At 59.3% G+C, this 23,073-nt stretch carries 22 protein-coding genes; 17 read left to right on the top strand and 5 right to left on the bottom strand.

The features are described 5' to 3' along the window. The first annotated feature begins 121 nt into the window (after positions 1-121). Positions 122-589 carry a tripartite tricarboxylate transporter TctB family protein gene (locus tag DXT96_RS21430; RefSeq protein ID WP_153516382.1) on the top strand — a complete coding sequence of 156 codons (468 nt, stop codon included), beginning with the start codon at positions 122-124 and terminating at the stop codon, positions 587-589. A 13-nt stretch (positions 590-602) separates the two neighbouring features. Further along, positions 603-2,108, top strand: coding sequence for a tripartite tricarboxylate transporter permease (locus DXT96_RS21425; protein ID WP_194287701.1), 1,506 nt, complete (start codon positions 603-605; stop codon positions 2,106-2,108). 222 nt (positions 2,109-2,330) lie between these two features. Here DXT96_RS21425 and DXT96_RS21420 read toward each other — a convergent pair whose 3' ends face one another. Next, positions 2,331-3,083, bottom strand: coding sequence for a FadR/GntR family transcriptional regulator (locus DXT96_RS21420; protein ID WP_153516380.1), 753 nt, complete (start codon positions 3,081-3,083; stop codon positions 2,331-2,333). A 448-nt stretch (positions 3,084-3,531) separates the two neighbouring features. On the opposite strand from DXT96_RS21420, the gene DXT96_RS21415 reads away from it, so the two are divergent. The 10 genes from DXT96_RS21415 (at position 3,532) to DXT96_RS21370 (ending at position 14,667) form a co-directional block, all read left to right on the top strand. Further along, positions 3,532-4,005: a RidA family protein gene (locus DXT96_RS21415; protein ID WP_153516400.1), complete on the top strand. Its 474-nt coding sequence runs from the start codon at positions 3,532-3,534 to the stop codon at positions 4,003-4,005. 35 nt (positions 4,006-4,040) lie between these two features. Then, positions 4,041-4,781, top strand: a complete 741-nt coding sequence (locus DXT96_RS21410) for an amino acid ABC transporter ATP-binding protein (RefSeq protein WP_153516379.1) — start codon at positions 4,041-4,043, stop codon at positions 4,779-4,781. A gap of 10 nt (positions 4,782-4,791) precedes the next feature. After that, entirely contained in the window at positions 4,792-5,460 is a 669-nt protein-coding gene (locus DXT96_RS21405; protein WP_153516378.1) for an amino acid ABC transporter permease, read from the top strand. Positions 5,461-5,469: 9 nt separating this feature from the next. Further along, complete coding sequence (locus DXT96_RS21400) at positions 5,470-6,120, top strand: amino acid ABC transporter permease (RefSeq protein WP_153516377.1); 651 nt, start codon at positions 5,470-5,472, stop codon at positions 6,118-6,120. Between the two features lie 40 nt (positions 6,121-6,160). After that, positions 6,161-7,006: a transporter substrate-binding domain-containing protein gene (locus tag DXT96_RS21395; RefSeq protein WP_153516376.1), complete on the top strand. Its 846-nt coding sequence runs from the start codon at positions 6,161-6,163 to the stop codon at positions 7,004-7,006. 172 nt (positions 7,007-7,178) lie between these two features. Further along, positions 7,179-9,269 (top strand): hydantoinase/oxoprolinase family protein, encoded by a 2,091-nt coding sequence (locus tag DXT96_RS21390; protein WP_153516375.1) that lies wholly within the window; start codon positions 7,179-7,181, stop codon positions 9,267-9,269. Positions 9,270-9,283: 14 nt separating this feature from the next. Then, a complete protein-coding gene (locus DXT96_RS21385; protein ID WP_153516374.1) occupies positions 9,284-10,921 on the top strand; it encodes a hydantoinase B/oxoprolinase family protein in 1,638 nt (545 codons plus the stop codon). Positions 10,922-10,982: 61 nt separating this feature from the next. Further along, positions 10,983-12,188, top strand: a complete 1,206-nt coding sequence (locus DXT96_RS21380; protein ID WP_153516373.1) for a pyridoxal phosphate-dependent aminotransferase — start codon at positions 10,983-10,985, stop codon at positions 12,186-12,188. A 72-nt stretch (positions 12,189-12,260) separates the two neighbouring features. Further along, positions 12,261-13,169 carry a 5-dehydro-4-deoxyglucarate dehydratase gene (gene kdgD / locus DXT96_RS21375; protein ID WP_153516372.1) on the top strand — a complete coding sequence of 303 codons (909 nt, stop codon included), beginning with the start codon at positions 12,261-12,263 and terminating at the stop codon, positions 13,167-13,169. A gap of 64 nt (positions 13,170-13,233) precedes the next feature. Continuing rightward, positions 13,234-14,667, top strand: a complete 1,434-nt coding sequence (locus tag DXT96_RS21370; protein ID WP_153516371.1) for an aldehyde dehydrogenase family protein — start codon at positions 13,234-13,236, stop codon at positions 14,665-14,667. Between the two features lie 421 nt (positions 14,668-15,088). On the opposite strand, the gene DXT96_RS21365 is transcribed toward DXT96_RS21370, so the two are convergent. The 4 genes from DXT96_RS21365 to DXT96_RS21350 all read right to left on the bottom strand — a co-directional run bounded on the left by DXT96_RS21365 (position 15,089) and on the right by DXT96_RS21350 (position 18,653). After that, positions 15,089-15,934 (bottom strand): transporter substrate-binding domain-containing protein, encoded by an 846-nt coding sequence (locus DXT96_RS21365; protein ID WP_153516370.1) that lies wholly within the window; start codon positions 15,932-15,934, stop codon positions 15,089-15,091. A gap of 259 nt (positions 15,935-16,193) precedes the next feature. Continuing rightward, complete coding sequence (locus tag DXT96_RS21360) at positions 16,194-17,033, bottom strand: polysaccharide deacetylase (protein WP_153516399.1); 840 nt, start codon at positions 17,031-17,033, stop codon at positions 16,194-16,196. A gap of 59 nt (positions 17,034-17,092) precedes the next feature. Then, positions 17,093-17,860 (bottom strand): SDR family NAD(P)-dependent oxidoreductase, encoded by a 768-nt coding sequence (locus tag DXT96_RS21355; protein ID WP_153516369.1) that lies wholly within the window; start codon positions 17,858-17,860, stop codon positions 17,093-17,095. Position 17,861: 1 nt separating this feature from the next. Next, the gene (locus tag DXT96_RS21350) at positions 17,862-18,653 is read right to left on the bottom strand and encodes an IclR family transcriptional regulator (protein ID WP_153516368.1); all 792 of its coding nucleotides are present in this window, start codon (positions 18,651-18,653) and stop codon (positions 17,862-17,864) included. A gap of 81 nt (positions 18,654-18,734) precedes the next feature. Here DXT96_RS21350 and DXT96_RS21345 point away from each other — a divergent pair, with 81 nt between their 5' ends. The 5 genes from DXT96_RS21345 (at position 18,735) to DXT96_RS21325 (ending at position 23,022) form a co-directional block, all read left to right on the top strand. Then, the gene (locus DXT96_RS21345) at positions 18,735-19,484 is read left to right on the top strand and encodes an SDR family NAD(P)-dependent oxidoreductase (RefSeq protein ID WP_153516367.1); all 750 of its coding nucleotides are present in this window, start codon (positions 18,735-18,737) and stop codon (positions 19,482-19,484) included. Between the two features lie 140 nt (positions 19,485-19,624). Beyond that, positions 19,625-20,341 carry an ABC transporter permease gene (locus tag DXT96_RS21340; RefSeq protein ID WP_153516398.1) on the top strand — a complete coding sequence of 239 codons (717 nt, stop codon included), beginning with the start codon at positions 19,625-19,627 and terminating at the stop codon, positions 20,339-20,341. After that, complete coding sequence (locus tag DXT96_RS21335; RefSeq protein WP_153516366.1) at positions 20,341-21,063, top strand: ABC transporter permease; 723 nt, start codon at positions 20,341-20,343, stop codon at positions 21,061-21,063. Before DXT96_RS21340 ends, DXT96_RS21335 begins: the two co-directional genes overlap by 1 nt. Continuing rightward, positions 21,050-21,841 carry an ABC transporter ATP-binding protein gene (locus tag DXT96_RS21330; RefSeq protein WP_371418961.1) on the top strand — a complete coding sequence of 264 codons (792 nt, stop codon included), beginning with the start codon at positions 21,050-21,052 and terminating at the stop codon, positions 21,839-21,841. Before DXT96_RS21335 ends, DXT96_RS21330 begins: the two co-directional genes overlap by 14 nt. Before the next feature lie 17 nt (positions 21,842-21,858). Then, positions 21,859-23,022: a M20 family metallopeptidase gene (locus tag DXT96_RS21325; protein WP_153516364.1), complete on the top strand. Its 1,164-nt coding sequence runs from the start codon at positions 21,859-21,861 to the stop codon at positions 23,020-23,022. The last annotated feature ends 51 nt before the right edge of the window (positions 23,023-23,073 follow it).

Below are 23,073 nucleotides of genomic sequence, written 5' to 3'. Positions count from 1 at the left end.
CCCCCGATGTCGGTGGCACCGCCAACACCAGCCAAGTCACCGAAGCCGTATGCAACGCAATCGCAGGATCGAATATCATCTGAACGGAACACCGTCAGAGGAGGCCAGAGGGGAGGAGACCATGGCTACACTCGAAAAGACCACTCGGAAAAACCTGATTGCCGGTGGCATATTCATCGCCATCGCGGCCTTTTTCGCTGTGCAGGGTCTACGGTATGAGTTCGGGACCGCGACACAGATGGGACCGGGCTTTTTACCGGTGGTTCTTGCTTTCGTATTGGGTGCACTGGGCGTCGTCATCGGCCTTGATGGCTTGCGCAGTGAGCCGGAGCCAACCGATGGTTCCGTCCCCTGGCGCGGACTCGTCCTCATCTGTCTCGCACTTGCCATCTTTGCAGCCGGAGCCCGCGATCTTGGGCTCGTGCCCGTCGTCCTGCTTTGCACGTTCATGACGGCACTCGCGTCCCGCCGAAATTCACTGGTATCGGCGGCTATGATGGCCGCCGTCATCGCCACTCTTTGCTATCTGGTCTTCAAGGTCGGGCTGGCAGTTGCCATTCCGACTTTGGGGCCGGTTTTCGGACTATGAGGTGCTTACCATGATGGATCTGATCTCCAATCTTGCCCTTGGCTTCGAAACGGCTCTCACGCCGATAAACATCGTCTGGTGTTTCGTTGGCGTGCTGCTGGGCACGCTCGTTGGCGTGTTGCCCGGCATCGGGCCGACAGCGACGATCGCAATGCTTCTGCCGATCACGTTTACATTCTCCCCGGTAACCTCGCTCATCATGCTGTCGGGCATCTATTACGGCGCCCAATACGGCGGGTCCACGACAGCAATCCTCATCAACCTGCCGGGGGAAAGTTCTTCGGCCGTGACAGCGATCGATGGCTATCAGATGGCCCGAAAGGGGCGTGCCGGCCAGGCATTGGCGACCGCGGCGCTTGGATCGTTCTTCGCAGGCTGCGTGGCAACCCTGCTGCTGGCGATCGCCGCTCCGCCGCTTGCCTCCATCGCGCTCGAATTCGGTGCGCCGGAATATTTTGCCCTGATCGTTCTCGGGCTGCTCGTTTCGATCTCACTCGCTCACGGTTCCGTCCTGAAGGCGCTGGGCATGATCGTCATCGGCTTGCTGCTTGGGACGGTAGGCCAGGACATCTATACGGGCGAGGAGCGCTTCACGTTCGGTCGCCTGGAATTGTCGCAGGGGATCAACTTCGTCTCGATTGCCGTCGGGATATTCGGGGTCTCCGAAATCTTCCGCAATCTTCAGAATGAACACACGCGCGAAGTCGGCGTGAAGCACGTCACGAACCTTTGGCTGACGAAAGATGATTTCCGGCGGATTATCGGCCCTGTCCTGCGGGGAACGGCGCTTGGCTCGCTTCTCGGCGTATTGCCGGGCGGCGGCCACGTACTAGCGTCCTTTGCCAGCTATTCGGTCGAGAAGAACCTGTCGAAAAATCCGGCGGAATTTGGCCATGGCGCGATCGAAGGCGTAGCCGGACCCGAGAGCGCCAACAACGCAGCGGCGCAGACGTCCTTCATTCCGCTGCTCACCCTCGGCATTCCGGCCCACCCGGTCATGGCACTCATTGTTGGCGCATTCATTCTGCAGGGGATTACGCCGGGGCCGGACGTCATTACCAGCCAGCCGGCGCTGTTCTGGGGCATCATCGCATCGATGTGGATCGGCAACCTGCTGCTGGTGATCCTCAACCTGCCACTGATCGGGCTGTGGGTGAAGATGCTGACCATTCCCTACCGTATGCTGTTTCCGGCCATCGTCATCTTTGCCTCGATCGGATGTTATTCCATCAACAACAACCCGTTCGACGTCTATGCAATCATCGTCTCGGGCATACTTGGCTACATGCTGATCCGTGTGGGCTGCGAACCTGCACCCCTTCTGCTGGGCTTCGTTCTGGGGCCGTTGCTCGAAGAACATCTCCGTCGGGCGATGATCATCTCCCGCGGCGACGCGACCGTGTTCGTCACAAATCCGATCGCTGCATCGCTGCTCGGCTTGGGTCTGATCTGCGTAATCCTGGCGCTCTTACCGTCGATACGTTCCAAGCGCGATCAGGTGTTCGTAGAGGATGACTGATGCCGGACATTTTCATGTCGTCGGGCTCCAGGGCGAGTTTTCCAGTGATGGGGCGTGAGAGCTACCCTCTTTCGCGAACGCCGAATGGTGTGATTTCTCTCTGTTCCATAATAAACTTTTGCCGCCCAGTTGCTGTAGTAGGCTTGCAGATCAAAGGCTTAACCGAAACAACTGGAACCGAAAGTTCGATTCCATCAAGGCGTGCAATGATTGGTGTGTGTTTCATCCTTCCGACGCGACGTTGCTGAGGGGCGAATTGTCTCCATCTGAAAAACCTCTATATCGCAGGTGACTTCTGCTGAGGTGTGCCCGCATGGCCTCGCGCGCCCGTTCAGCACTCCCTGAGCTGATCGCCTCGCAGATCGCTCGATGTTCGACCACTGTATTCTGAATATAGTCGAGAGTAATAAGGGCCGGGTTGAGCTGCTTGGAGAAAGCCGGTTGAGGCAGAATCTGCAGGCTCATAAGGCTGAAGAACTCGATGAAGGCTCCATTGTTTGTTGCCTCTGCGATCGATCGGTGAAAAACAAAGTCGAGATGGTCAAGCGCGGCCTCGTCCTCAAGTGAAGCTTCAAACGCGCGGGCTGCGTCCCAGATGTTGGATTCCTGAGACCAAGATCGCCGAACGGCCGCCAACCCGGCAGCATGAACCTCAAAAGCCATTCTAAGTTCCAGCAAGTCCATGAACGACGTTTGCAGACGGGCCAGGGGAGCAAGCGTGATGTTCGCATCCAACGAGTTGGCGTCTTCGATGTCGGGACCGGGTCTTTTTCGGACGAACACCCCGACACCATGTCGCGACTCGACAATGCCGTCGGACCGCAAGGCCGATACTGCTTCTCGAATGACGGTCCTGCTGACGCCGAACCGCTCGGATAATTCGGCGAGCGACCCCAGTTTGGCACCGCTCTCGAATTGGCCGTTGCCGATGTGAGCCTTGAGCGCCTGAATTGTTCGGCCCGTTAAACTGTCCAAAACCTGTTTCCCTTTGCCCCAAATCACGCTGCAGAGTCTAAGTATTTTGCGCAAGGTAGCACTTCTCTCGGAGGTGATGCTACCACTCGGTGGTAATCTTGTTGATTGAGAGTGCGCACACCTGGTCAGGCTGAGAGGGCCAACAAACATTTCACCGGGTTAGAAGCTGGAAAAAATTTGCTCATAAAGCCCATAAATACCGAGGGTACTTCGATTAAATCGATTTGGGTTTGTTCGTAAATGTCTGTTAATATTGTATAAAACACATATTCTACGAGATCAGCGCGCTAAGAGGTAGTATCTCTCGATTTCGTCTTGACAAGAGATACTATTTCAACAATTCTCATCAACAGAAAAGTGGAGCAACATCTGACGCATTGTAGCGTTGGGAAATGCTCCCGGGAACATGGTTCGCGTATCCGCGCGTCTGACAATGATGGAAAATGCTATGGGTGTCGTCGCCGCACGTCTCTCCGAGCTCGGTATCGTGTTGCCTACGATTGCCCCGGCTTCAGGAAATTACATTCCTCATCGGCTCGTCGGAAGCCTTCTCTTCGTATCAGGCCAGATCCCGCGGATCGACGGTGTTGAGCATTATGTCGGCGTGGTGGGTCAGGATATCTCGCCTGAGGACGGATACAAGGCCGCTCGCCTCTGCGCGCTCAATATCGTAGCGCGGGTCAATGCTGCTCTGGATGGCGATCTTAACCGCGTCATCGCCTGCGCTCAGCTGCGTGGTTTCGTTAATGCGCCCGCTGATTTCAGAGGCCATCCGGCGGTCATTGACGGCGCTTCCGACCTTCTTGTGGAGATATTTGGCAACAAGGGGCGCCATGTTCGCACCGCACTTGGCGCCGGATCGTTGCCGCGCGGATCCTCCGTCGAGGTCGACGCTATTTTCGAAGTCGCACCGAAAGCCTGAAAGAAAAAGGGGAACTGGCCATGAACGGGACCAGCATGTCGGAAAAAGCCATAGCAATGACGGGCGTCAACAAATGGTACGGTCATCTCCAAGTCTTGAAGGGGATCAACCTTGAGGTTGGGCGCGGCGAGCATATCGTCCTGTGTGGGCCCTCCGGTTCTGGCAAATCTACTCTTATCCGCTGTATCAATCACCTGGAGGAAATCCAGGAGGGCAGCATCGCCGTCAATGGCACGGAGCTGAGCCAAAAGGGCAGCAATGCCGACCATATTCGCCGCGATGTCGGCATGGTGTTTCAGCAGTTCAACCTGTTTCCACATCTGACCGTTCTGCAGAACTGCATGCTGGCGCAGCGTCGTGTGCGCAAGGCTTCGATGACTGAGGCCAAGGAAAAGGCGATGCGCCATCTGGACCGCGTACACATCGCTGAACAGGCAGAAAAATATCCCGCCCAGCTGTCCGGGGGGCAGCAGCAGCGCGTGGCAATCGCCCGGGCGCTGTGCATGGATCCCAAGATTATGCTCTTCGATGAGCCCACCTCGGCGCTCGACCCTGAAATGGTCAAGGAAGTGCTCGACACGATGATCTCACTTGCAGACGACGGCATCACCATGATCTGCGTCACCCACGAAATGGGCTTTGCGCGTGCCGTCGCACATCGCGTCATCTTCATGGACCGTGGCGAAATCATCGAGAGCGCCAAGCCGGACGTCTTTTTCAGCAATCCGGCTCACGAACGAACCAAAACGTTCCTCAGCCAGATCCTCAACCATTGAGGAGGGGTTGATGAATTACACCTTCGACTTTGCACCGGTTTTTGCCGCGTGGCCGATGCTGCTGGAAGGCGTGATCGGTACGTTGAGAATGTCGTCCCTTTCGATGGTCTTCGGATTGTCGCTCGGTATTGTCTTCATGATGATGCGCATGAGCAAGGTGCAGGTGCTGCGCACCATTGCCATTTGCTATATCGAGCTGATCCGCAATACGCCCATCCTTGTGCAGGTGTTCTTTGTATTTTTCGGCATGCCAGCGATTGGCATCCGGCTCAGCGGCGAGCAAGCGGCGATCCTTGCCATGACGCTGAACTGCGCAGCCTATGCGGCGGAGATCGTACGTGGTGGCGTGCAGTCCATCCGTCCGGGCCAGATCGAAGCGGGCAGGGCGCTTGGGATGCATACGGCGGACATCTATCGGTTCATTGTCTTCCGGCCGGCAATCAGGGCCGTTTACCCGGCGCTGTGCAGCCAGTTCATCCTGATGATGCTGAACTCCAGTCTGGTCTCGTCGGTCTCGGCGGAAGAGCTCACCTATTTTGCGCAGACGCTTGATGCCCAGACATTCCGCAGCTTCGAGATCTATCTCACGCTTGGTGTCATCTACCTCCTGTTGTCCCAGCTCGTCTCTGTCGCTCTCGGCATGATTGGCCGGGTCTATTTTTCCTATCCGGCAAAGTGAGGCAGTGCGATGATCCGTCAATTTGGCTGGAATGAATTTCTCTTTCTGCTCGAAGGCGCGCGTTGGACGGTTGTCCTATCGCTCCTCGCCTTCACCGTCGGCGGAGCGCTGGGCCTGGCTGTCGCGCTTGGACGCACCAGCAAATGGAAAGCGTTGCGCATTCTTATGGCAACCTACATTCAGATCTTCCAAGGCACGCCGCTGCTGATCCAACTGTTCTTCGTCTATTTCGGTCTGCCGCTTCTGGGCTTCAAGGTGGATGTCTGGGTGGCGCTGACGATTGGCCTGTCGCTGCACACAAGCGCGTTTCTCGGCGAGATCTGGCGCGGTAGCATCCAGGCGGTTCCCGATGGTCAAAGCGAGGCTGCTCGAGCACTCGGTATTGGCTATATGCATCGCATGGTGGATGTCGTGTTACCGCAGGCTTTTCGCATCGGTCTGCCCGCCACCATCAGCTTTCTCGTCAACCTGATCAAAGGCACCGCGCTCGCCGCTCTGCTCGGTCTGACGGAGCTCACTCGCTCCGGTCAGTTGATGGCGAACATCACGTTTCAGCCGCTACAGGTCTATGGGGCGGTCGCAGTCATCTACTTCTTCATCTGCGTACCCCTGACCTACTGCAGTGCCCGGATCGAGCAGCGCCTCAACGCTGCGCGGTAAAACAAGAACGCATGCCAAGAAACCAACCAGAGGTGATCACATGACCAAGACAGTATCGACCCCTTCGCGTTCGAAAATCCTGAGTGGGTTTGCCGCAATGCTCTTCGCCGCGACCTCATTTGCGACGACGGCGCTCGCCATCACACCCGAAGAGCTCAAGTCAAAGGGTACCGCCACCATCGGCGTACAGATGGACCAGTTTCCATGGGGCTTCATCGATGCCAACGGCGGCAATGACGGTTTCGACATTGATATCGCCAAAATGATCGCCAAGGAACTGGGCGTTGAGGTCAAGTTCGAGCGCATCACTGGCCAGAATCGAATTCCGCTGCTCGTCAATGGCAATGTTGACTTCCTGGTGCCGTCGATGACGATCACCGAAGAACGCGCCAAAGTCATCCAGTATGTCATTCCCTATTCGTCGAACGACATAACCGTCTGGGGCAAGACCGACGCTGCCATAAAAGGCAACGAGGACCTTTCGAAATACGTGATCGGCGTCAACCGCGGCAGCGCCTTCGAGCCGCTGCTGGTCAAGGTCGCGCCGAAGGATACGCAGATCAAGCGCTTTGACGATGATGCGACGACGGTCCAGGCACTTTTGTCCGGCCAAGTCGATGCAATCCTGGGAAGCGTGACCTATGGCCTCGTCATCAAAGAGACCGGTTATGACAAGCAATTCGAGCGCAAATACAAGGTTGCCGACAATTTCCAAGGCATGGCGGTTCGCAAGGGCGATCACGAAATGCTCGCTTTCCTGACTGATTTCGTCGCCAAACACACGGCGGACGGATCTCTCGATGCCCTTTACAAAAAATGGATCGGTGTCGACCGCGCGAAACTCCCGACAACATTGCCGGGTGTAGACTTTACCGGACAACAATAACGCCAAAGCTCTGCGCGGCCGTTACAGCCACCGCGCAGAGCTTGAGAAATCAACAATTGAAGAGTTTTTGGCCCCCGCCTGTCTGTGCGGGCGGGGACGGTCTGCTGCACGCCGAAAATCGGGTTATCGGGCAAGCGCAACAAAAGCTCGCTTAGGGAGCATGGACGAGAAAATGACGAAAGATGGCAAGCAGATCAGGGTCGGTGTCGATATCGGTGGCACCTTTACCGACGTCGCGATGGAGGTCGGCAGCACACTCCATTCTGTCAAGGTGCTGACTGACTACTCCTATCCCGAAAACGCGATCGTCAAGGGCATCCACGAGGTGGCGGAGATCGCCGGTGTCGAGCTTTCGCAGATTGACACGATCATTCACGGGACCACGCTTGCAACCAATGCGCTGATCGAGCGGCGCGGTGCGCGCACCGCCTTCATCACCACCAAGGGCTTTCGCGACGTCATCGAGATGCGCACGGAAAGCCGCTTCGAACAGTATGACCTCGATATCGTGCTGCCGGCGCCGCTGGTGCCGCGCAACGAACGCTTCGTTATCGACGAGCGTATTGGTGCCGACGGCTCGGTGCTAAAGGCGCTTGATCTCGCCGAAGTCGACGCACTGTGCGACAGCATCACCGCCGCAGGCTACGACAGCGTCGCCATCGGCTTCATCCATTCCTATCTCAATGGTGCGCACGAAAAGGTCGTTCGCGATCGGCTGCTGGCCAAGAAAGCCGGCATTTCCGTCTCGATCTCGTCGGAAGTGTCGCCGCAGATGCGGGAATTCCAGCGCTTCAACACTGTGTGCGCCAACGCCTTCGTCAAGCCGCTGATGGCATCCTACCTCAACCGTCTCGTCGGTCGTCTCACCGAGGAAGGCACCCGTTGCCCGGTCTTCATGATCCACTCGGGCGGGGGCATCATCAGCGTCGAGAGCGCCATCGAATTTCCGGTGCGCCTGCTCGAATCCGGCCCGGCCGGTGGTGCGATCTTCGCCGCTCACATCGCCAGCAGCTACGGCCTCGATCGGGTGCTTTCTTATGATATGGGCGGCACGACTGCAAAGATCTGCTTGATCGAAAAGCAGACGCCGAAGACCTCCAAGACCTTCGAAGTGGCCCGCACCTGGCGCTTCAAGAAGGGCAGCGGCATGCCGATTTCCATTCCGGTCATCGAAATGGTCGAGATCGGCGCCGGTGGCGGCTCGATCGCCACCATCGACAGCATGCGCCAGATCCGAGTCGGCCCGCATAGTGCCGGCTCCGAACCGGGACCGGCCTGCTATGGCCGCGGCGGTGCAAACCCGACAGTTACTGACGCCGATCTGATCCTCGGTCGCCTCGACCCGGATGAATTTGCTGGGGGCGCGATGAAGCTTGACCGCCCGGCCTCCGACAGGGCCATGGATGCGGATCTCGCATCGAAGCTTGAAACGGATATTGCGACGGCCGCTTACGGGCTGAGCGAGGTCGTCGATGAGAATATGAGCAATGCCGCGCGCATGCATGCGGTTGAAAACGGCAAGGAGCTTTCCGAGTTTACCATGATCGCCTTCGGCGGCGCAGCACCAATCCACGCCGCGCGTCTGTGCGAAAAGCTCGGCATGTCCGAACTGCTGATCCCGCCGGGTGCGGGTGTTGGCTCGGCCATCGGCTTCTTGCGTGCTCCCTTCGGGTTCGAGAGTGTGCGCAGCGCCTACAGCCGCATCAGCCGGTTCGATACGGCTGCGATCAACCAAACGATCGCCGACCTCAGCGCCGAGGCCATATCCTTCGTGCGCTCCGGTTCGCCCGAGGCCGATCCGGATCTCGAATGCACGGCCTACATGCGATACGTTGGCCAGGGATGGGAAGTACCGGTCACCATCGAAGTGCGCGATTACGCAGATGCCGACGGCGAGCTGTTCCGAAAGCTGTTCGACGAACAATACGAACATTTCTTCGGCCGCGTTATTGATGGTCTCGATGTCGAGATCGTCAGTTGGTCGCTGCGCGCCACCTCGAAAGTCTCGCCCCCAGATAGGATTGGCAAGACCGCGAAGGCGGACGAAGCAAAAGTCCGCGGCACCCGCGAAATTTTCGATGTTCAGGAAGGCAGTTTCCAGACGGCCTCGATCGTTGCACGCGCCGACATGAAGCCGGGCGATTTCGTCGCCGGCCCCGCCGTCATCACCGAACGCGAAACCTCAACGATCATCACCGCAAGCCGAGAAGTCATCATGCAGGCCGATGGCTGCCTGCTCATACGCGTCAAGCAGAACGCTTGAACGGAGGATTTGACATGAAAACCAGTGCACTTTCCGACGTCCACATGCAGATCATGTGGAACCGGCTGATCTCCGTAGTCGAAGAACAGGCCGTCACCCTCATCCGCACCGCCTTCTCCACCAGTGTGCGTGAATCGGGCGATCTTTCCGCCGGTGTCTTCAACAGAGGCGGTAAAATGATTGCCCAGGCGGTGACCGGCACACCGGGTCACGTCAACGCCATGGCCGAAGCCGTCGGCCACTTCATCCGCGACATCGGCCCTGAAAATATTTTTGAGGGCGATGTCTACATCACCAACGATCCGTGGAAGGGAACCGGCCACCTGCACGACTTCACCGTGGTCTCGCCCAGCTTCCGAAATGGCGCGCTGGTCGGCTATTTCGCCTGCACGGCCCATGTGGTGGATGTCGGTGGCCGCGGTTTTGGCCCGGACGCGAATGAGGTCTACGAAGAGGGCATCTTCGTTCCGATCATGAAGTTTGCCGAACGCGGCAAGGTCAACAAGGATCTCGTCAATATCCTGCACAACAACGTGCGTGAAAGCCATCAGGTGGTCGGCGACGTCTATTCGCTGGCGGCCTGCAACGAGATCGGCCACCGCCGCCTCATGGACATGATGGAAGAGTTCGAGCTGGCCGATCTGGAGACGCTCGGTGAATTCATCTTCAAGCGCAGCTATGACGCCACGATCGAGCGCATTGCCGCCCTGCCGAAGGGTTCCTATTCCAATACGATGCGCGTCGACGGTTATGGTTCGCCGATCGATATCGTGGTACGCCTCGATGTGGCGGAAGACTACATCCTTGCCGATTTCGAGGGTACATCGCCACCGAGCCCCAAGGGCATCAACTGCCCGTTCATCTATTCGGCAGCCTATGCCTGCTATGGCATGAAATGCTCTATCGCGCCGGAGATTCCCAACAACCACGCCTCGCTGCTGCCGTTTCGCGTGACGGCCCCCAAAAACTGCATCCTCAATGCTCAGCACCCGGCGCCGGTTTCGGTTCGGCACGTGCTTGGCCACCTTGTCCCCGACGCGGTGCTCGGCGCCGTGCACAAGATGCTCCCCGGAAAGGTGCCAGCGGAAGGCGCGGGTGCGCTGTGGAACCTGCATGTCAGCGTTCGCCCGCTACAGGGTGAAAAGGCTCCGGCCGATGGCGGCCAGCGTGCCGAAGTGCTGCTGTTCAACAGCGGTGGCGCCGGCGCACGCTCCACGCTCGATGGTCTGAGCGCCACGGCGTTTCCGAGCGGCGTGCATTCCATGTCGATCGAGGCGACCGAGCATGTGGGCCCGGTGATTTTCTGGCGCAAGGAACTGCGTGACGGTTCCGGTGGTGCGGGCAAGTTCCGTGGTGGTCTCGGCCAGGTCGTGGAGATCTCACCAACCGACGGTCACGAGATGCATTTTAACGCCATGTTCGACCGCGTCGATCATCCACCGCGTGGACGCGAGGGCGGAGCCAATGGCGCAGCAGGTGCCGTGTTGCTCGATGACGGGACGATCCTTGCCACCAAAGGGCGCCAGCACGTGCCCGCGGGCCGCAGATTGATCCTGCAGCTTCCAGGAGGCGGCGGATATGGCGCGTCCGAGAACCGCGATCCGACGGCTGCGCAACGCGACCGGGATTTCGACTACGTATCGAATAACTAATCCGCTTGTGACCGGTGGAGAAATCGGCCGGTCACCACCACAGTTTTTCGGGAATTTGGACATGAGTTTTGAAAACAAACGTGCGGGTGGTATCAAGTCGTCGCCGAGCATGGCGATCGCCATGGCAGCAAAGAAATTGGCCGCAGAAGGCCGCGACATCATTGACCTGTCGCTTGGCGAGCCGGATTTCGAGCCTCCCGCACATGTCGCGGACGCTGCTTTAGCAGCGATCCGCAAGGGTGGCGTCCGGTATGGAGCTGCGGCCGGCACGGAAAGGCTGCGCCAGGCGATCGTGGCCAAGTTCAAGCGCGAAAACCAGCTCGATTACTCTGTCGACGAGGTGATGGTAGGCAATGGCGCCAAACAGATCCTGTTCGACGTGTTTCTTGCCACACTGGAGCGGGGGGACGAGGTGATCATCCCGACGCCCTGTTGGGTTTCCTATGGCGATATCGTCTCGCTGCATGGCGGTGAACCGGTCTATGTGTCCTGCAGCCCAGAGGTCGGTTTCAAGATCGATGCTACAAAGCTTGAGGCATCGATCACACCAAGAACGCGCTGGCTGATGCTGAATTCTCCGTCCAATCCAACTGGCGCGATCTACTCACAGGAGGAATATCGCGCGCTCGGCGAGGTGCTGGCCCGCCATCCGCGCGTTTTGGTGATCTCCGACGAGATCTACGAACATGTGCTCCTGAAAGACGTGCCTTTCGTATCCCTCGCAACGGCCTGCCCGGAGTTGCGCGACCGCACCCTCATCGTCAACGGCGTCTCAAAAGCTTATGCGATGACCGGATGGCGCGTCGGATATGCCGCAGGCCCCGCGGCATTGATCGCAGCGCTGAGCAAGATGCAATCGCAGAGCGTCACCTCGGTCTCGACCATCGCGCAGGCGGCAGCCCTTGCGGCGTTGACGGGCGACCAGGCGTTTGTCGGGGACGGGGCCGCGATATTTGCCAGCCGGGCCAAAATCGTCGCCGAACGTTTGGGTCAGATCCAGGGCGTGGATTTCAAACCACCGGATGGAGCCTTTTATGCATTCATTGGAATTCAGCGGCTGCTTGGCAAGAAGACCGCCGCAGGCGATGTGCTTGCCGACGATTCAGCCTTTGCCGCCCATCTGCTGAACGGTTTCGGCCTATCGAGCGTGCCAGGTGCCGCATTCGGCGCGCCCGGTTTCATCCGCTTGTCAATCGCGGCATCTGACCGGGAACTCGAAGCTGCCTGCGACCGGCTGGGCGCCATGGTTCAGTCCCTGAAGGGCTGAACAGCGTTTTCAATCACTCAATCACCAACCCGGCGGCGCTCGAGTGCGCTTCCCCCCACAGGAGTTAAATCGATGAAGACCGAAGACTTGAAGCATGCGCTGGGAGCTGGGCTCCTTTCTTTTCCAGTCACCCACTTTGGCGCAGATGGAAAGTTCAAGGCCGACAGCTATGCCGAGCATGTCAATTGGTTGTCCGGTTTCGGGGCCGCAACGCTATTTGCCGCAGGTGGAACAGGCGAGTTCTTCTCGCTCACCCCCGATGAAATCCCCGAAATTGTTAGAGTAGCGAAAGAGGCTGCCGGCACCACCCCCATCGTCTCGGGCTGCGGATACGGCACGGAGATCGCGGTTTCTATCGCCCGGTCAGTCGAAAAGGCCGGAGCAGACGGCATCCTGTTATTGCCGCATTACCTGATCGACGCGCCACAGGAAGGGCTGTACCAGCATGTCAAGGCGGTCTGCGATGCGACGGGTATGGGCGTCATGGTCTACAATCGCGATAATTCGGTGCTGCAGGCCGATACCCTGGCCCGGCTCTGTGATGCATGCCCGAACCTGGTTGGTTTCAAGGATGGAACAGGCGACATCGGGCTCGTTCGCCAGGTCACTGCAAAGATGGGCGACCGTCTGACCTATCTCGGTGGTATGCCGACTGCAGAACTTTTCGCAGAAGCCTATATGGGCGCTGGATTCACCACCTATTCATCAGCAGTCTTCAACTTCGTCCCGGCTCTTGCTATCGATTTCTACAAGGCATTGCGGGCGGGTGATCGGGCCAAGTGCGAAGCTTATCTGAATGATTTCTTCTACCCGTTTATGGCAATTCGCAACCGGAGCAAGGGCTATGCGGTTTCGGCCGTCAAGGCAGGCGTCAGGCTGCAAGGTTTCGATGCGGGCCCAGTCCGTGCGCCACTCAAAGATCTTTCGAGCGAAGAAATGGGTATGATGGAAACCCTCATTGGAAAGCACAAGCGCCAGTAACCCTTTCAAGGGCCGCTTACTTTTGAGAGGCGGCCCTTTCCCCGATCGAATGGAGGAGAGCCCTATGACACTTCATCACAATCTGATCGCCGGCGAATGGGTCGGCAGCAACGGTGTCGAGAACATCAATCCCTCGAACACCAATGAAGTTGTCGGCCTTTACGCCACTGCCAGCGCCGATGATGCCAAGACCGCGATTGCCGCCGCAAAGGCTGCTTTCCCGGCCTGGTCACGCTCGGGCATTCTCGAGCGTCACGCCATCCTGAAAAAGACTGCGGATGAAATCCTTGCTCGCAAGGAAGAACTCGGCAACCTGCTCGCCCGCGAGGAAGGCAAGACGCTGCCGGAAGCGATCGGCGAGACCATCCGTTCGGCGCAGATCTTCGATTTCTTTGCTGGCGAAGCCTTGCGGCTGGCGGGTGAAGTGCTGCCGTCGGTACGCCCGAACATCGGCGTCGAGATCACCCGCGAGCCGATCGGCGTCATTGGCATCATCACGCCATGGAATTTCCCGATCGCCATTCCGGCCTGGAAGATTGCGCCGGCGCTCTGCTACGGCAATACCATCGTCTTCAAGCCGGCCGAACTGGTTCCTGGCTGCTCCTGGGCGATCGTCGATATCCTCCACCGCGCCGGCCTGCCGAAGGGCGTCCTGAACCTCGTCATGGGCAAGGGCTCGGTCGTCGGCCAGGCCATGCTCGACAGCCCGGATCTCGCCGGCATCACGTTCACGGGTTCGACCGGTACTGGCAAGCGCGTCGCTGCGGCCTCGATCGAGCATAACCGCAAGTTCCAGCTGGAAATGGGCGGCAAGAACCCGATGGTCGTGCTGGATGATGCCGATCTGACCGTCGCCGTCGAGGTAGCCGCCAATTCCGGCTTCTTTTCGACCGGTCAGCGCTGCACGGCATCGTCGCGCCTGATCGTCACCGAAGGCATCCACGACAAGTTCGTCGCTGCCCTGACCGAAAAGCTGAAGACCCTGGTGGTCGATGATGCGCTGAAGGCCGGCACCAATATCGGCCCAGTTGTGGACGAGCGCCAGCTGGCGACCGATACCGATTACATCGCCATCGGCAAGCAGGAGGGCGCCAAGCTCGCCTTCGGCGGCGAGACCATCACCCGCGAAAACCCGGGCTTCTACCTGCAGCCGACGCTGTTTACCGAAGCGACCAACCAGATGCGCATCAGCCGCGAAGAAATCTTCGGGCCTGTCGCCTCGGTCATCCGGGTCAAGGATTACGAGGAAGCGCTCAGAATTGCCAACGACACACCGTTCGGCCTGTCCGCCGGTATCGCAACAACGAGCCTGAGGCATGCGACGCATTTCAAGCGCAATTCGGAAGCCGGCATGGTGATGGTCAACCTGCCGACCGCCGGTGTCGATTTCCACGTGCCGTTCGGCGGCCGCAAGGCTTCGTCCTTCGGTTCGCGCGAGCAGGGCAAGTATGCCGCCGAGTTCTTCACCGTCGTCAAGACTGCTTACACGCTGGCATAGGTAGAACGTTCAACTTGCGTGCCGAGCCTTAATTGACGGAGCTTTCGATGCGTGTTTCGACTAGGCTGTGGGGTTCGAGACGAAACTGCTCCGGTAGGATATCGAGATATCACTACCGGAGCCGTTGCTTACTCCGATCTTGAGTGTGGCGATCGGCCACTATTGCCGGGCCGGGCAAAAAGTGGCGAGCTGATCGTCAATACCCTGACGATCATCGAAAGGTTCAACTTGCATGGCCACGACCGAAGGCCTAGCTGACGGAGGTGGTGACCAGGGTAGAAACGAATTCAAGAGCTGTTGCCATGCCAGCTGCTTGGCGTTACAAAATCGACTACGCGCCCACCCTTTGTTTTCACATTGTCTCAACCCCGCATTGGAGCGGGGTTGGCAGATAATGCAAATGCTGTCGTATGGCTCGCCATTAACTCTTCGGGCTAAGATCGACTTTGAACCACTTTTTCGACATCTCAGCCAAAGTTCCATCCGCAGACATTTCCGCCAAGACCTTGTTGAGCGTCGCCTGCAGTTCCGGTTCGTTTTTGCGGATGCCGAGGCAGACATTGGTCGCCTGGATGCCACCGACGAGCAGAGGGCCGCTAGTCGTCAATGTGCCCTTGCTTGCCTCCGCGCGGTCGCGTGCGAATACGACATTGTCGAACTGGCCATCGAGACGGCCGCCCTCGATGTCGAGCTGTACCTGTTCGGACGACTTGTAGGTCTTGACCTCGACGACGTCGCCAAAATTCTGTTCGACGAACTTCAACTGGCTTGTGGAGAGCGACGCGCCAAGCGTCATGCCCTTCAGGGCTTCCTTGATTTCAGCCAGCGCCTTTTGGCCTTCCTCCGTATCGGTGGAAAGATGTTCGCCAGAATGGGGAAGCTTTGCTAGGGGGCCATCAGCGGCAACCAGGAAAGTGTTGGGAGTGATGACATAAGGATCTGAAAAATCGATCGCCTTGCGGCGTTCTTCGTTCGGGCCCATCGTCAGAACCACGTCGAACTTGCCGGAGAGCAGCGACGGTATCTGGCTGTCCCAATCCTGCGCGACGATATCGCATTCGAGCGCTGCCCGCTTGCAGACCTCGTTGATCACATCGAGATCCAAGCCCTGCAGCTCGCCGCTGGCGCTGGTCGAATTGAAGGGCGGAAATGCGCCTTCGACGCCGACCGTGACTTTCTTCCAATCCTTGGCGAGCGCCGTGCCGGCCAGAATCGTCGAGAATGCGCAGAGCGCGGTTGCTGCTGCGAGAGCGGATTTTCTGAACATGGTTCCCTCGTTGTTTGTTGGTCGTGTCATGAGCAAGCTTGGTGCCCCGCTGTTTTCCGGGCGATGGCTTGACTGAGGAGAGTTTGAACCCGGTTCCGATCTCTGAAAAGCGAAATGAGGTTCACATACGTGAATTTTGTTCAGGAAATTGAATGGCCGTTTGATCGGCTGGTGGCGAGAATCCGGCGCGAGTACGCGCGCCGGACCGGCCTTGCCTGATCGGGTCAAAAAGATCTGTTTCGTGCCTGCCTGTCCGGAGTTAGGGGCAGGCGGACTTTGCATGAACGACGACATCCGCATGCGTGGCGAACCACACATCCTTCTTGGCGTAGATATGGCCGACAAGTTCCTTGAGGATCCAGATGCGGCTTCGGTGTCCGATGATATCGGGGTGCATCGTCAGCTGGAAAATGCCGCCTTCCTCATACGCCGCGTCGAACTCCTGGATGAAAATGCGCAGAATGTCGTGGGGTGCGATCTGCGGACGAAGGCCGCCCCAGCGGTCCATGACTAGATAGGCTGCATCGTCGCGAATCCATTCCACCGGCAATTCGACAACGCCCGTCGAGGCGCCGTCCAGCAAAAGCTCGTAGCAGTCCACATCCGCCATCAGCGAAGAATCGTAAAGCAGGCCCATTTCGGTCGTGATCTTCAGGGTGTTTTCGCTGAAGTCCCAGGACGGCGTGCGGATGCCAACGGGCCGCACGCCGGTGATCTGCTCCAGAGTGTCGGCGGCGCGGTATTGAAGATCACGCTCCGTCGCTTCGTCCAGCAGCGTGTTGCGTTCGTGAATCCAGCCGTGAAGGCCGATTTCATGGCCGTCGGCGACGAGGGCGCGCTGTTCGTCGGGGTAGTGGAGAGCGGTAATGGCGGGCACGAAGAAAGTTGCCGGAATTCCATTCGTCTCCAGCAGCTGGCGTATCCGCGGAATACCCTGCCGGGGACCGAAATGGCCCTGCGATAGCGCCGAAATGGATTTGCCGCCGTCACGGAGTTCGAAGGTGTCGTGATCGGAATCGAAGGAAAGCGCCACAGCGCATCTGGCGCCGCCCGGCCATGAGGCAGGCCGCAGGCTACGCCCGGCGCGGGCGCGGTTCATCAGTCCCTGCAGGCGTTCTTCGGGCCACGTCCAAGTTGGAAGCACGGTGTTTTCGACGCTCACGACACCGGCCCTCCACTGACCGAGAGGGTCTGGCCGGTTATCCAACTTGCAAAGGGGGAGGCAAGGAAGAGAACGGCGTTCGAGATGTCGTCCGGGAGGCCGATGCGGCGCAACGGGATCTGCGCGAGCATGGCCTCTTGCCCTTCATCGCCATAGGACGCCCACTGGCGTTCATAGTCCGGGCTTGTCCGCAGGAAGCCGGGCGCTACCGCGTTGACGTTGATGCCGAACGGCCCAAGCTCATGGGCGAGCTGCCGCGCCAGGCTGATCAAAGCCGCCTTTGCGCTGGCATAGGCCTGAATGCCCGTCAGGCTGACACCGAGACCGGCGCCGCTCGAAATGAACACCATCTTGCCCGCGCCGCGCGCCTTCATGGCCGGAACCACCGCGCGGGCGATGAGAAATGCGCCGCGAACGTTGACGTTGTAGATGCTGTCCCAGTCCGCTGCCGGAACGGTCTCGACCGGTTTGCGGGTCTGTCCGAGGACGCCGCCGGCGACATGCACGAAGATGTCGAAGCCGTCGCTCTCTTCCTCGACGAGCCTGGCAATGCCGGCCTCGTCGGTCACATCAAGTGCGGCGATGGAAATCGACCCGCCTCGTTTGGCAATGGTGCTTTGCTTCAACGGTTCGAGTTCCGCCAGGTTGACGTCTGTTGCCAGAACTGCGGCGCCGTCGGCGGCAAAAGCCTCGCAGATCGCCCGTCCAATGCCACGAGCTGCGCCGGTGACGAGGACCCTCTGTCCTACGAATTGAATGTCCATGTTACTGATTTTCCGTGTTTGGGCTCTTGTAGCCGAGCCTGGAGCTGAGTTCGTCCGCATTGCGGATGACGGCGGCAATCATTCTGTCCCGGTTAGCCGCGAAACGCGCCGTGACGGTTGCGATATTGAGGGCCGCGATGACGTCTCCCGTCGCATCGCGCACGGGAGCTGCGACGCCGGATCCGCCCGCGACAGCCTCTTCGTCGCTGATGGCGTAGCCGTCTTCGCGTGCGGTCTCGATGATCCGGCGAATTTTCACCCGGTCGATCACCGTATGCTCGGTGATCTGGACGATCCGCTCTCGCGCCAGATAGGCGGCGGTCTTTTCGGGTCGCCAGTACCCGAGCAGCACGCGGCCCATCGCGGTGCAGAACGACGCATCCGATCCGGTCAGATCGGAATCGAATCGCACCAGCTGGTGGCTGACGCTTTTTGCGAGGATCTTGATGCGGCCGTCCCGGCGGCGAGCGCCGAGAAACACGGTTTCGCCCTCGGAATCGCGAAGCGCATCCATGATCGGCTGGGCGGTCGCGATCAGCTGTGCGTCGCTGCCGCTCGACCAGCCGGGACCGTTCCGGAAGGCTTCGTGGATGCGATAGGCTTCGGATTCATCCCGCGTGACGTAGGCGCGGGACACGAGCGTTGCCAGGAGATTGAACGTGCTGCTTTTCGGATATCCGAGTTCTGACACGATCATTTTCAGGGTCAGGGGCTTCTGCGCGCGGGCTAGAAGTTCCAGCATCTCCAGAACGCGAACCGCGGACTTCACTTCCGAGTCATTGTTTATGTTCATATATGTGAACCAAATTCCTATTGAAGAATACGAGTACAGCCATACCATGTTCCTGAAATCTTGAAAAGGAGCAGTTTGAACATGAGTGAACAACAGAAGGTCGCAATCGTAACCGGTGCGGCACGCGGGATTGGCAAGGCATGCGCCATGGATTTGGCGCGCGCCGGCTATGACCTGGTTCTGGTTGATCTGCTCGAAAAGGAACTCGCCGACACGGCCGGGCAGATTGCCGCCGAAGGCCGGAAGGCGCTCACCTTCGTTGCCGACGTATCGAGCCACAAGCGTGCCGGCGAGATCGTCGCCGAGACGATCCAGTCGTTCGGCCGGATCGATTTTCTGCTGAACAATGCCGGTCGTTCGGCGCCGGTCGGCATTCTGGAAATTTCCGAGGACGAGTTCGATCGGGCGATCGCAATCAACCTGAAGAGCTGCTTCAACTACATCCAGCACACCGCTCCCCACATGCTGCGTCAGGGCAACGGGCGCATCGTGTCGATGTCGTCGCTCAACGCGCTCTCGGGCGGCGTGACGGCGGCGGTCAGCCGGTTTGCCTATGCTGCGGCCAAGGCGGGTATTCTGGGCATGACCCGGGCGCTTGCGAAGGAGCTTGGACCGGTGATCTCGGTCAATGCGATATGCCCCGGCGTGATCCGCACGGAAATCGACACGAACGTGACCGACCGTGCCGACGAGGTTATCAAGGGGATCGCTCTCGGCCGGCTCGGCTGCGCCGACGATGTTGCGCGGCTGGTGACGTTCCTCGCCACATCGGAACCGTGCTTCATGACCGGCCAGACACTGACCGTCGATGGCTTCCAGTTTAACGTCTAAGTGGCCATTGAAGCGGCTTTTGTGCATGCCGGGTTCAGACTGGACCAGGCATGCACCAAATTCTTTTGTTTTCGTTTGTCTTTCGGGAAAACCGGTTTCCACTTTTCCCTGACAAACTCTAGGAGGGCAGTGCAAAGATGATGGAGTTGTTGCAGCTGTTGAGTTTCGGCCCCGACGGATGGGGACCCGCATTGCTCACCGCCGCCTCCGTGACGGTTGCCGTCGCCGTGTGCGGTTTTCTTCTTGGCGGCGTCATCGGCGCCGTCATCGCGTGGGGAAAGCTTGCCGGCGGTCTGCCGGTCCGGTTTCTTGCCGATGCCTATACGACGGTGCTGCGCGGGATACCGGACCTTCTCGTGATCTACCTGTTCTACTTCGGCGGCAGCATGGCGGTGACGGGGCTCTTCAATCTCGGGGGGCAGGAGGGCTTTGTCGGCGTACCGCCCTTCATCGCCGGGGCGGCCGCTATCGGCGTGGTGTCCGGCGCCTATCAGGCGGAGGTGTTTCGCGGCGCCTTCCGTGTGCTGGCCAAGGGTGAGATCGAGGCCGGCAAGGCTGTCGGCATGAACCCACTGCTCCTGTTTCGCCGCATCATCGCGCCACAGGTCTTTCGCCACGCGCTGCCCGGCATTGGCAACATCTGGCAGATGGCGCTGAAGGAATCGGCGCTGATTTCGGTGACAGGTCTGGTCGAACTTCTGCGCCAGGCCCAGATCGCGGCCGGATCGACCCGCAAACCGTTCGAGTTCTATCTCATCGCCGGGGTGATCTTCCTGGTCATCACATGGCTGTCACAGCGCGTTTTCTCATGGCTTGAAAAACGGGCGCGGCGCAGCACGTCGGGAGGGCTCGTCTGATGGAACCGCTTTTCATTCGCGACAGTTTTCTTCAGCTGCTCTCCGGCGTTCCGTTGACACTCGAACTGACGGCCTTCGCTTTCGTGATCGGGCTGGTCCTGGCGACGTTGATCGCGCTGATGCAGGTGTCCGGTTTATCCGTGCTGCGAATTCCGGTCAGCGCCTACGTCTTCGTCATACGCGGCACGCCGCTTCTGGTGCAGATATTCCTGATCTATTACGGCCTGAGCCAGTTTCGCCCGACCTTGCAGAGCCTGGGCCTGTGGCAGTTTTTCCGCGAAGCCTACTGGTGCGGAATTCTGGCCCTGTCATTGAACAGCGCGGCATATGGCAGCGAAGTCATCCGCGGCGGATTGCAGTCGGTATCCAGGCGCGAAATCGAGGCGGCGCGGGCCTGCGGCATGTCGGGCTTTCTTCTCTATCGCCGGATCATCCTGCCGCTGGCGCTGCGCCAGGCCCTGCCGGCCTATGGCAACGAACTGATCCTGATGGTGAAGGCGACGTCGCTCGTCTCGATCATCACCATGATGGAAGTCACCGGCATTGCAGCGCGGCTGATTTCCGAGACGTACCGGCCGGTGGAGGTCTTCATCGCCGCCGGCACGATCTACCTCATCATCAATTTTCTGCTGACACGCGCTGTTTCGACGCTGGATTGGTGGCTGACGCCACATCTGCGCAGCAGTCCGAATGCCGGCAAACTGGAGCATGCCAATGACTGAAGAGGCGACTATGCAACCCGTGATCTCGCTTCGCAATCTGCGCAAAAGCTTCGGGACACTCGAGGTCCTCAAGGGGATCACGTTTGATGCGTACAAGGGCGATGTCATCGCGATCCTCGGTTCGTCCGGCTCCGGCAAGAGCACGATGCTGCGCTGTATCAACATGCTGGAGATCCCGACCGCCGGCGACGTCACGGTAGGCGAGGAGACGGTCAGACTCAGGCAGCACCGCGGTGGCCTTGCGATCGCCGACCGCCGCCAGATCGATGGTATCCGCTCCAGGGCGGCGATGGTCTTCCAGAGCTTCAACCTCTGGTCCCACATGACCATTCTCGAAAACCTGATCGAGGCGCCGATCCATGTTCAGCGCCGTCCCAGGGCCGAGTGTGTCGCCGAAGCGATGGCCCTTCTGGAGAAAGTCGGCATCGCGGACAAGCGGGACGCCTACCCAACCCATCTTTCCGGCGGTCAGCAGCAGCGCGCCGCGATCGCGCGCGCGTTGGCGATGCATCCCCAGGTGATGCTGTTCGACGAGCCGACCTCCGCCCTCGATCCCGAAAGGGTTGGCGAGGTGCTGGCGGTGATGCGGTCCTTGGCGAACGAAGGGCGCACCATGCTGCTGGTCACGCATGAAATAGCCTTTGCGCGCGATGTGGCGACCCGGGTGATCTTTCTGCATGAGGGCGTCATCGAAGAGGATGGGCCTGCCGACGTGGTTTTCAGCAATCCGAAATCGGAGCGGTTTCGCAAGTTCATTTCCAACGTGCAGCGTGGCTGACACCGGGAGGCATGCCGATGAAACAGCGAGAAGCCGCGGTCCTCGAATGGATATCGTCGCAACAGGAGAGCATGATCTCCCTGCTGGCGACACTGGTGAATATCGACTCCGGTTCCTACGACAAAGCGGGTGTCGATGCTGTCGGCGCGCTCCTGTCGCGCTTCTTCACCGATCACGGCCTTCCTACGAAGACACTTCCGGTTGAGCGTTTCGGTAACACCCTCCTTGTCGGAACCGGTTCCGTCCGCCACGACGCCGGGCGGCACAATATCCTGCTGATGGGGCACAGGGACACTGTGTTCGACAAGGGCGAAGCCTCCCGTAGGCCGTTTCGTATCGCCGCAGACCGCGCCTACGGGCCGGGTGTCGCCGATATGAAGGCGGGGCTGGTGATGAATGCCTACATCCTCGCGGCGTTTCAGCGGTTTGCACCGGATGTGCCCGTCGCCGTGATGATGACGGGAGACGAGGAGATCGGTTCCCAGGCGTCGCTGGCGCATATTCATGAAGAGGCGCGGTTTGCACGGGCCGTTTTCAATGCCGAGCCGGCACGTCCGACGGGCAACTTCGTCAGCGGACGCAAGGGTGGGTTCACCTACCGCTTCGAGATCAGCGGCAAGGCGGCTCACGCCGGAGCCAATTTCACGGATGGCGTCAGCGCGATCAGCGAACTCGCCCACAAGATCACGGTTCTGGATGCCATGACCGACGTAGAGAGCGGCATCACACTCAATGTCGGTCTGGTCAGCGGCGGCTCGTCCACCAACACCGTGGCGGCCCACGCGCTCGGGGAGGTCGATGTCCGCTTTGTCGATAACGAGCAACGTGGCCACCTCATCACGCAGATCGAATCCGTCCTCGCGCGCTCGACGATCCCCATGTCGATGACCACGTTCGAGCGGCAAAGCGAGTCCCTGCCACTCGCTCCGACGCCGGAAAACGTTGAACTCTCCGACCTCTATCAAAAATCCGCAGCTTCGCTCGGCTACGCCATATCGGGCGAATATACGGGCGGTTGCGCCGACTCTGGCATTGCCTCCAGCGCCGGCGCACCAACGGTCTGCGGCACTGGGCCGGTCGGCGGTAGTGCGCATACCGAGGACGAGTACATTGTTGTGCAGACGCTCTCGCAACGGGCGTCAATCGTTGCGGCATCCATCACGACACTGCTGGCGCGATAGCAATTTCCAGGGCACCCCAACCCGCGAGGCGGTCCGTCGTTTCGGTTCAAC

It is taken from the genome of Agrobacterium sp. ICMP 6402, assembly GCF_009498615.1.
GTDB lineage: Bacteria > Pseudomonadota > Alphaproteobacteria > Rhizobiales > Rhizobiaceae > Agrobacterium > Agrobacterium burrii.
The sequence above is the reverse complement of the archived record's forward strand: the minus strand, read 5'-3'. Positions and strand labels throughout refer to the sequence as shown.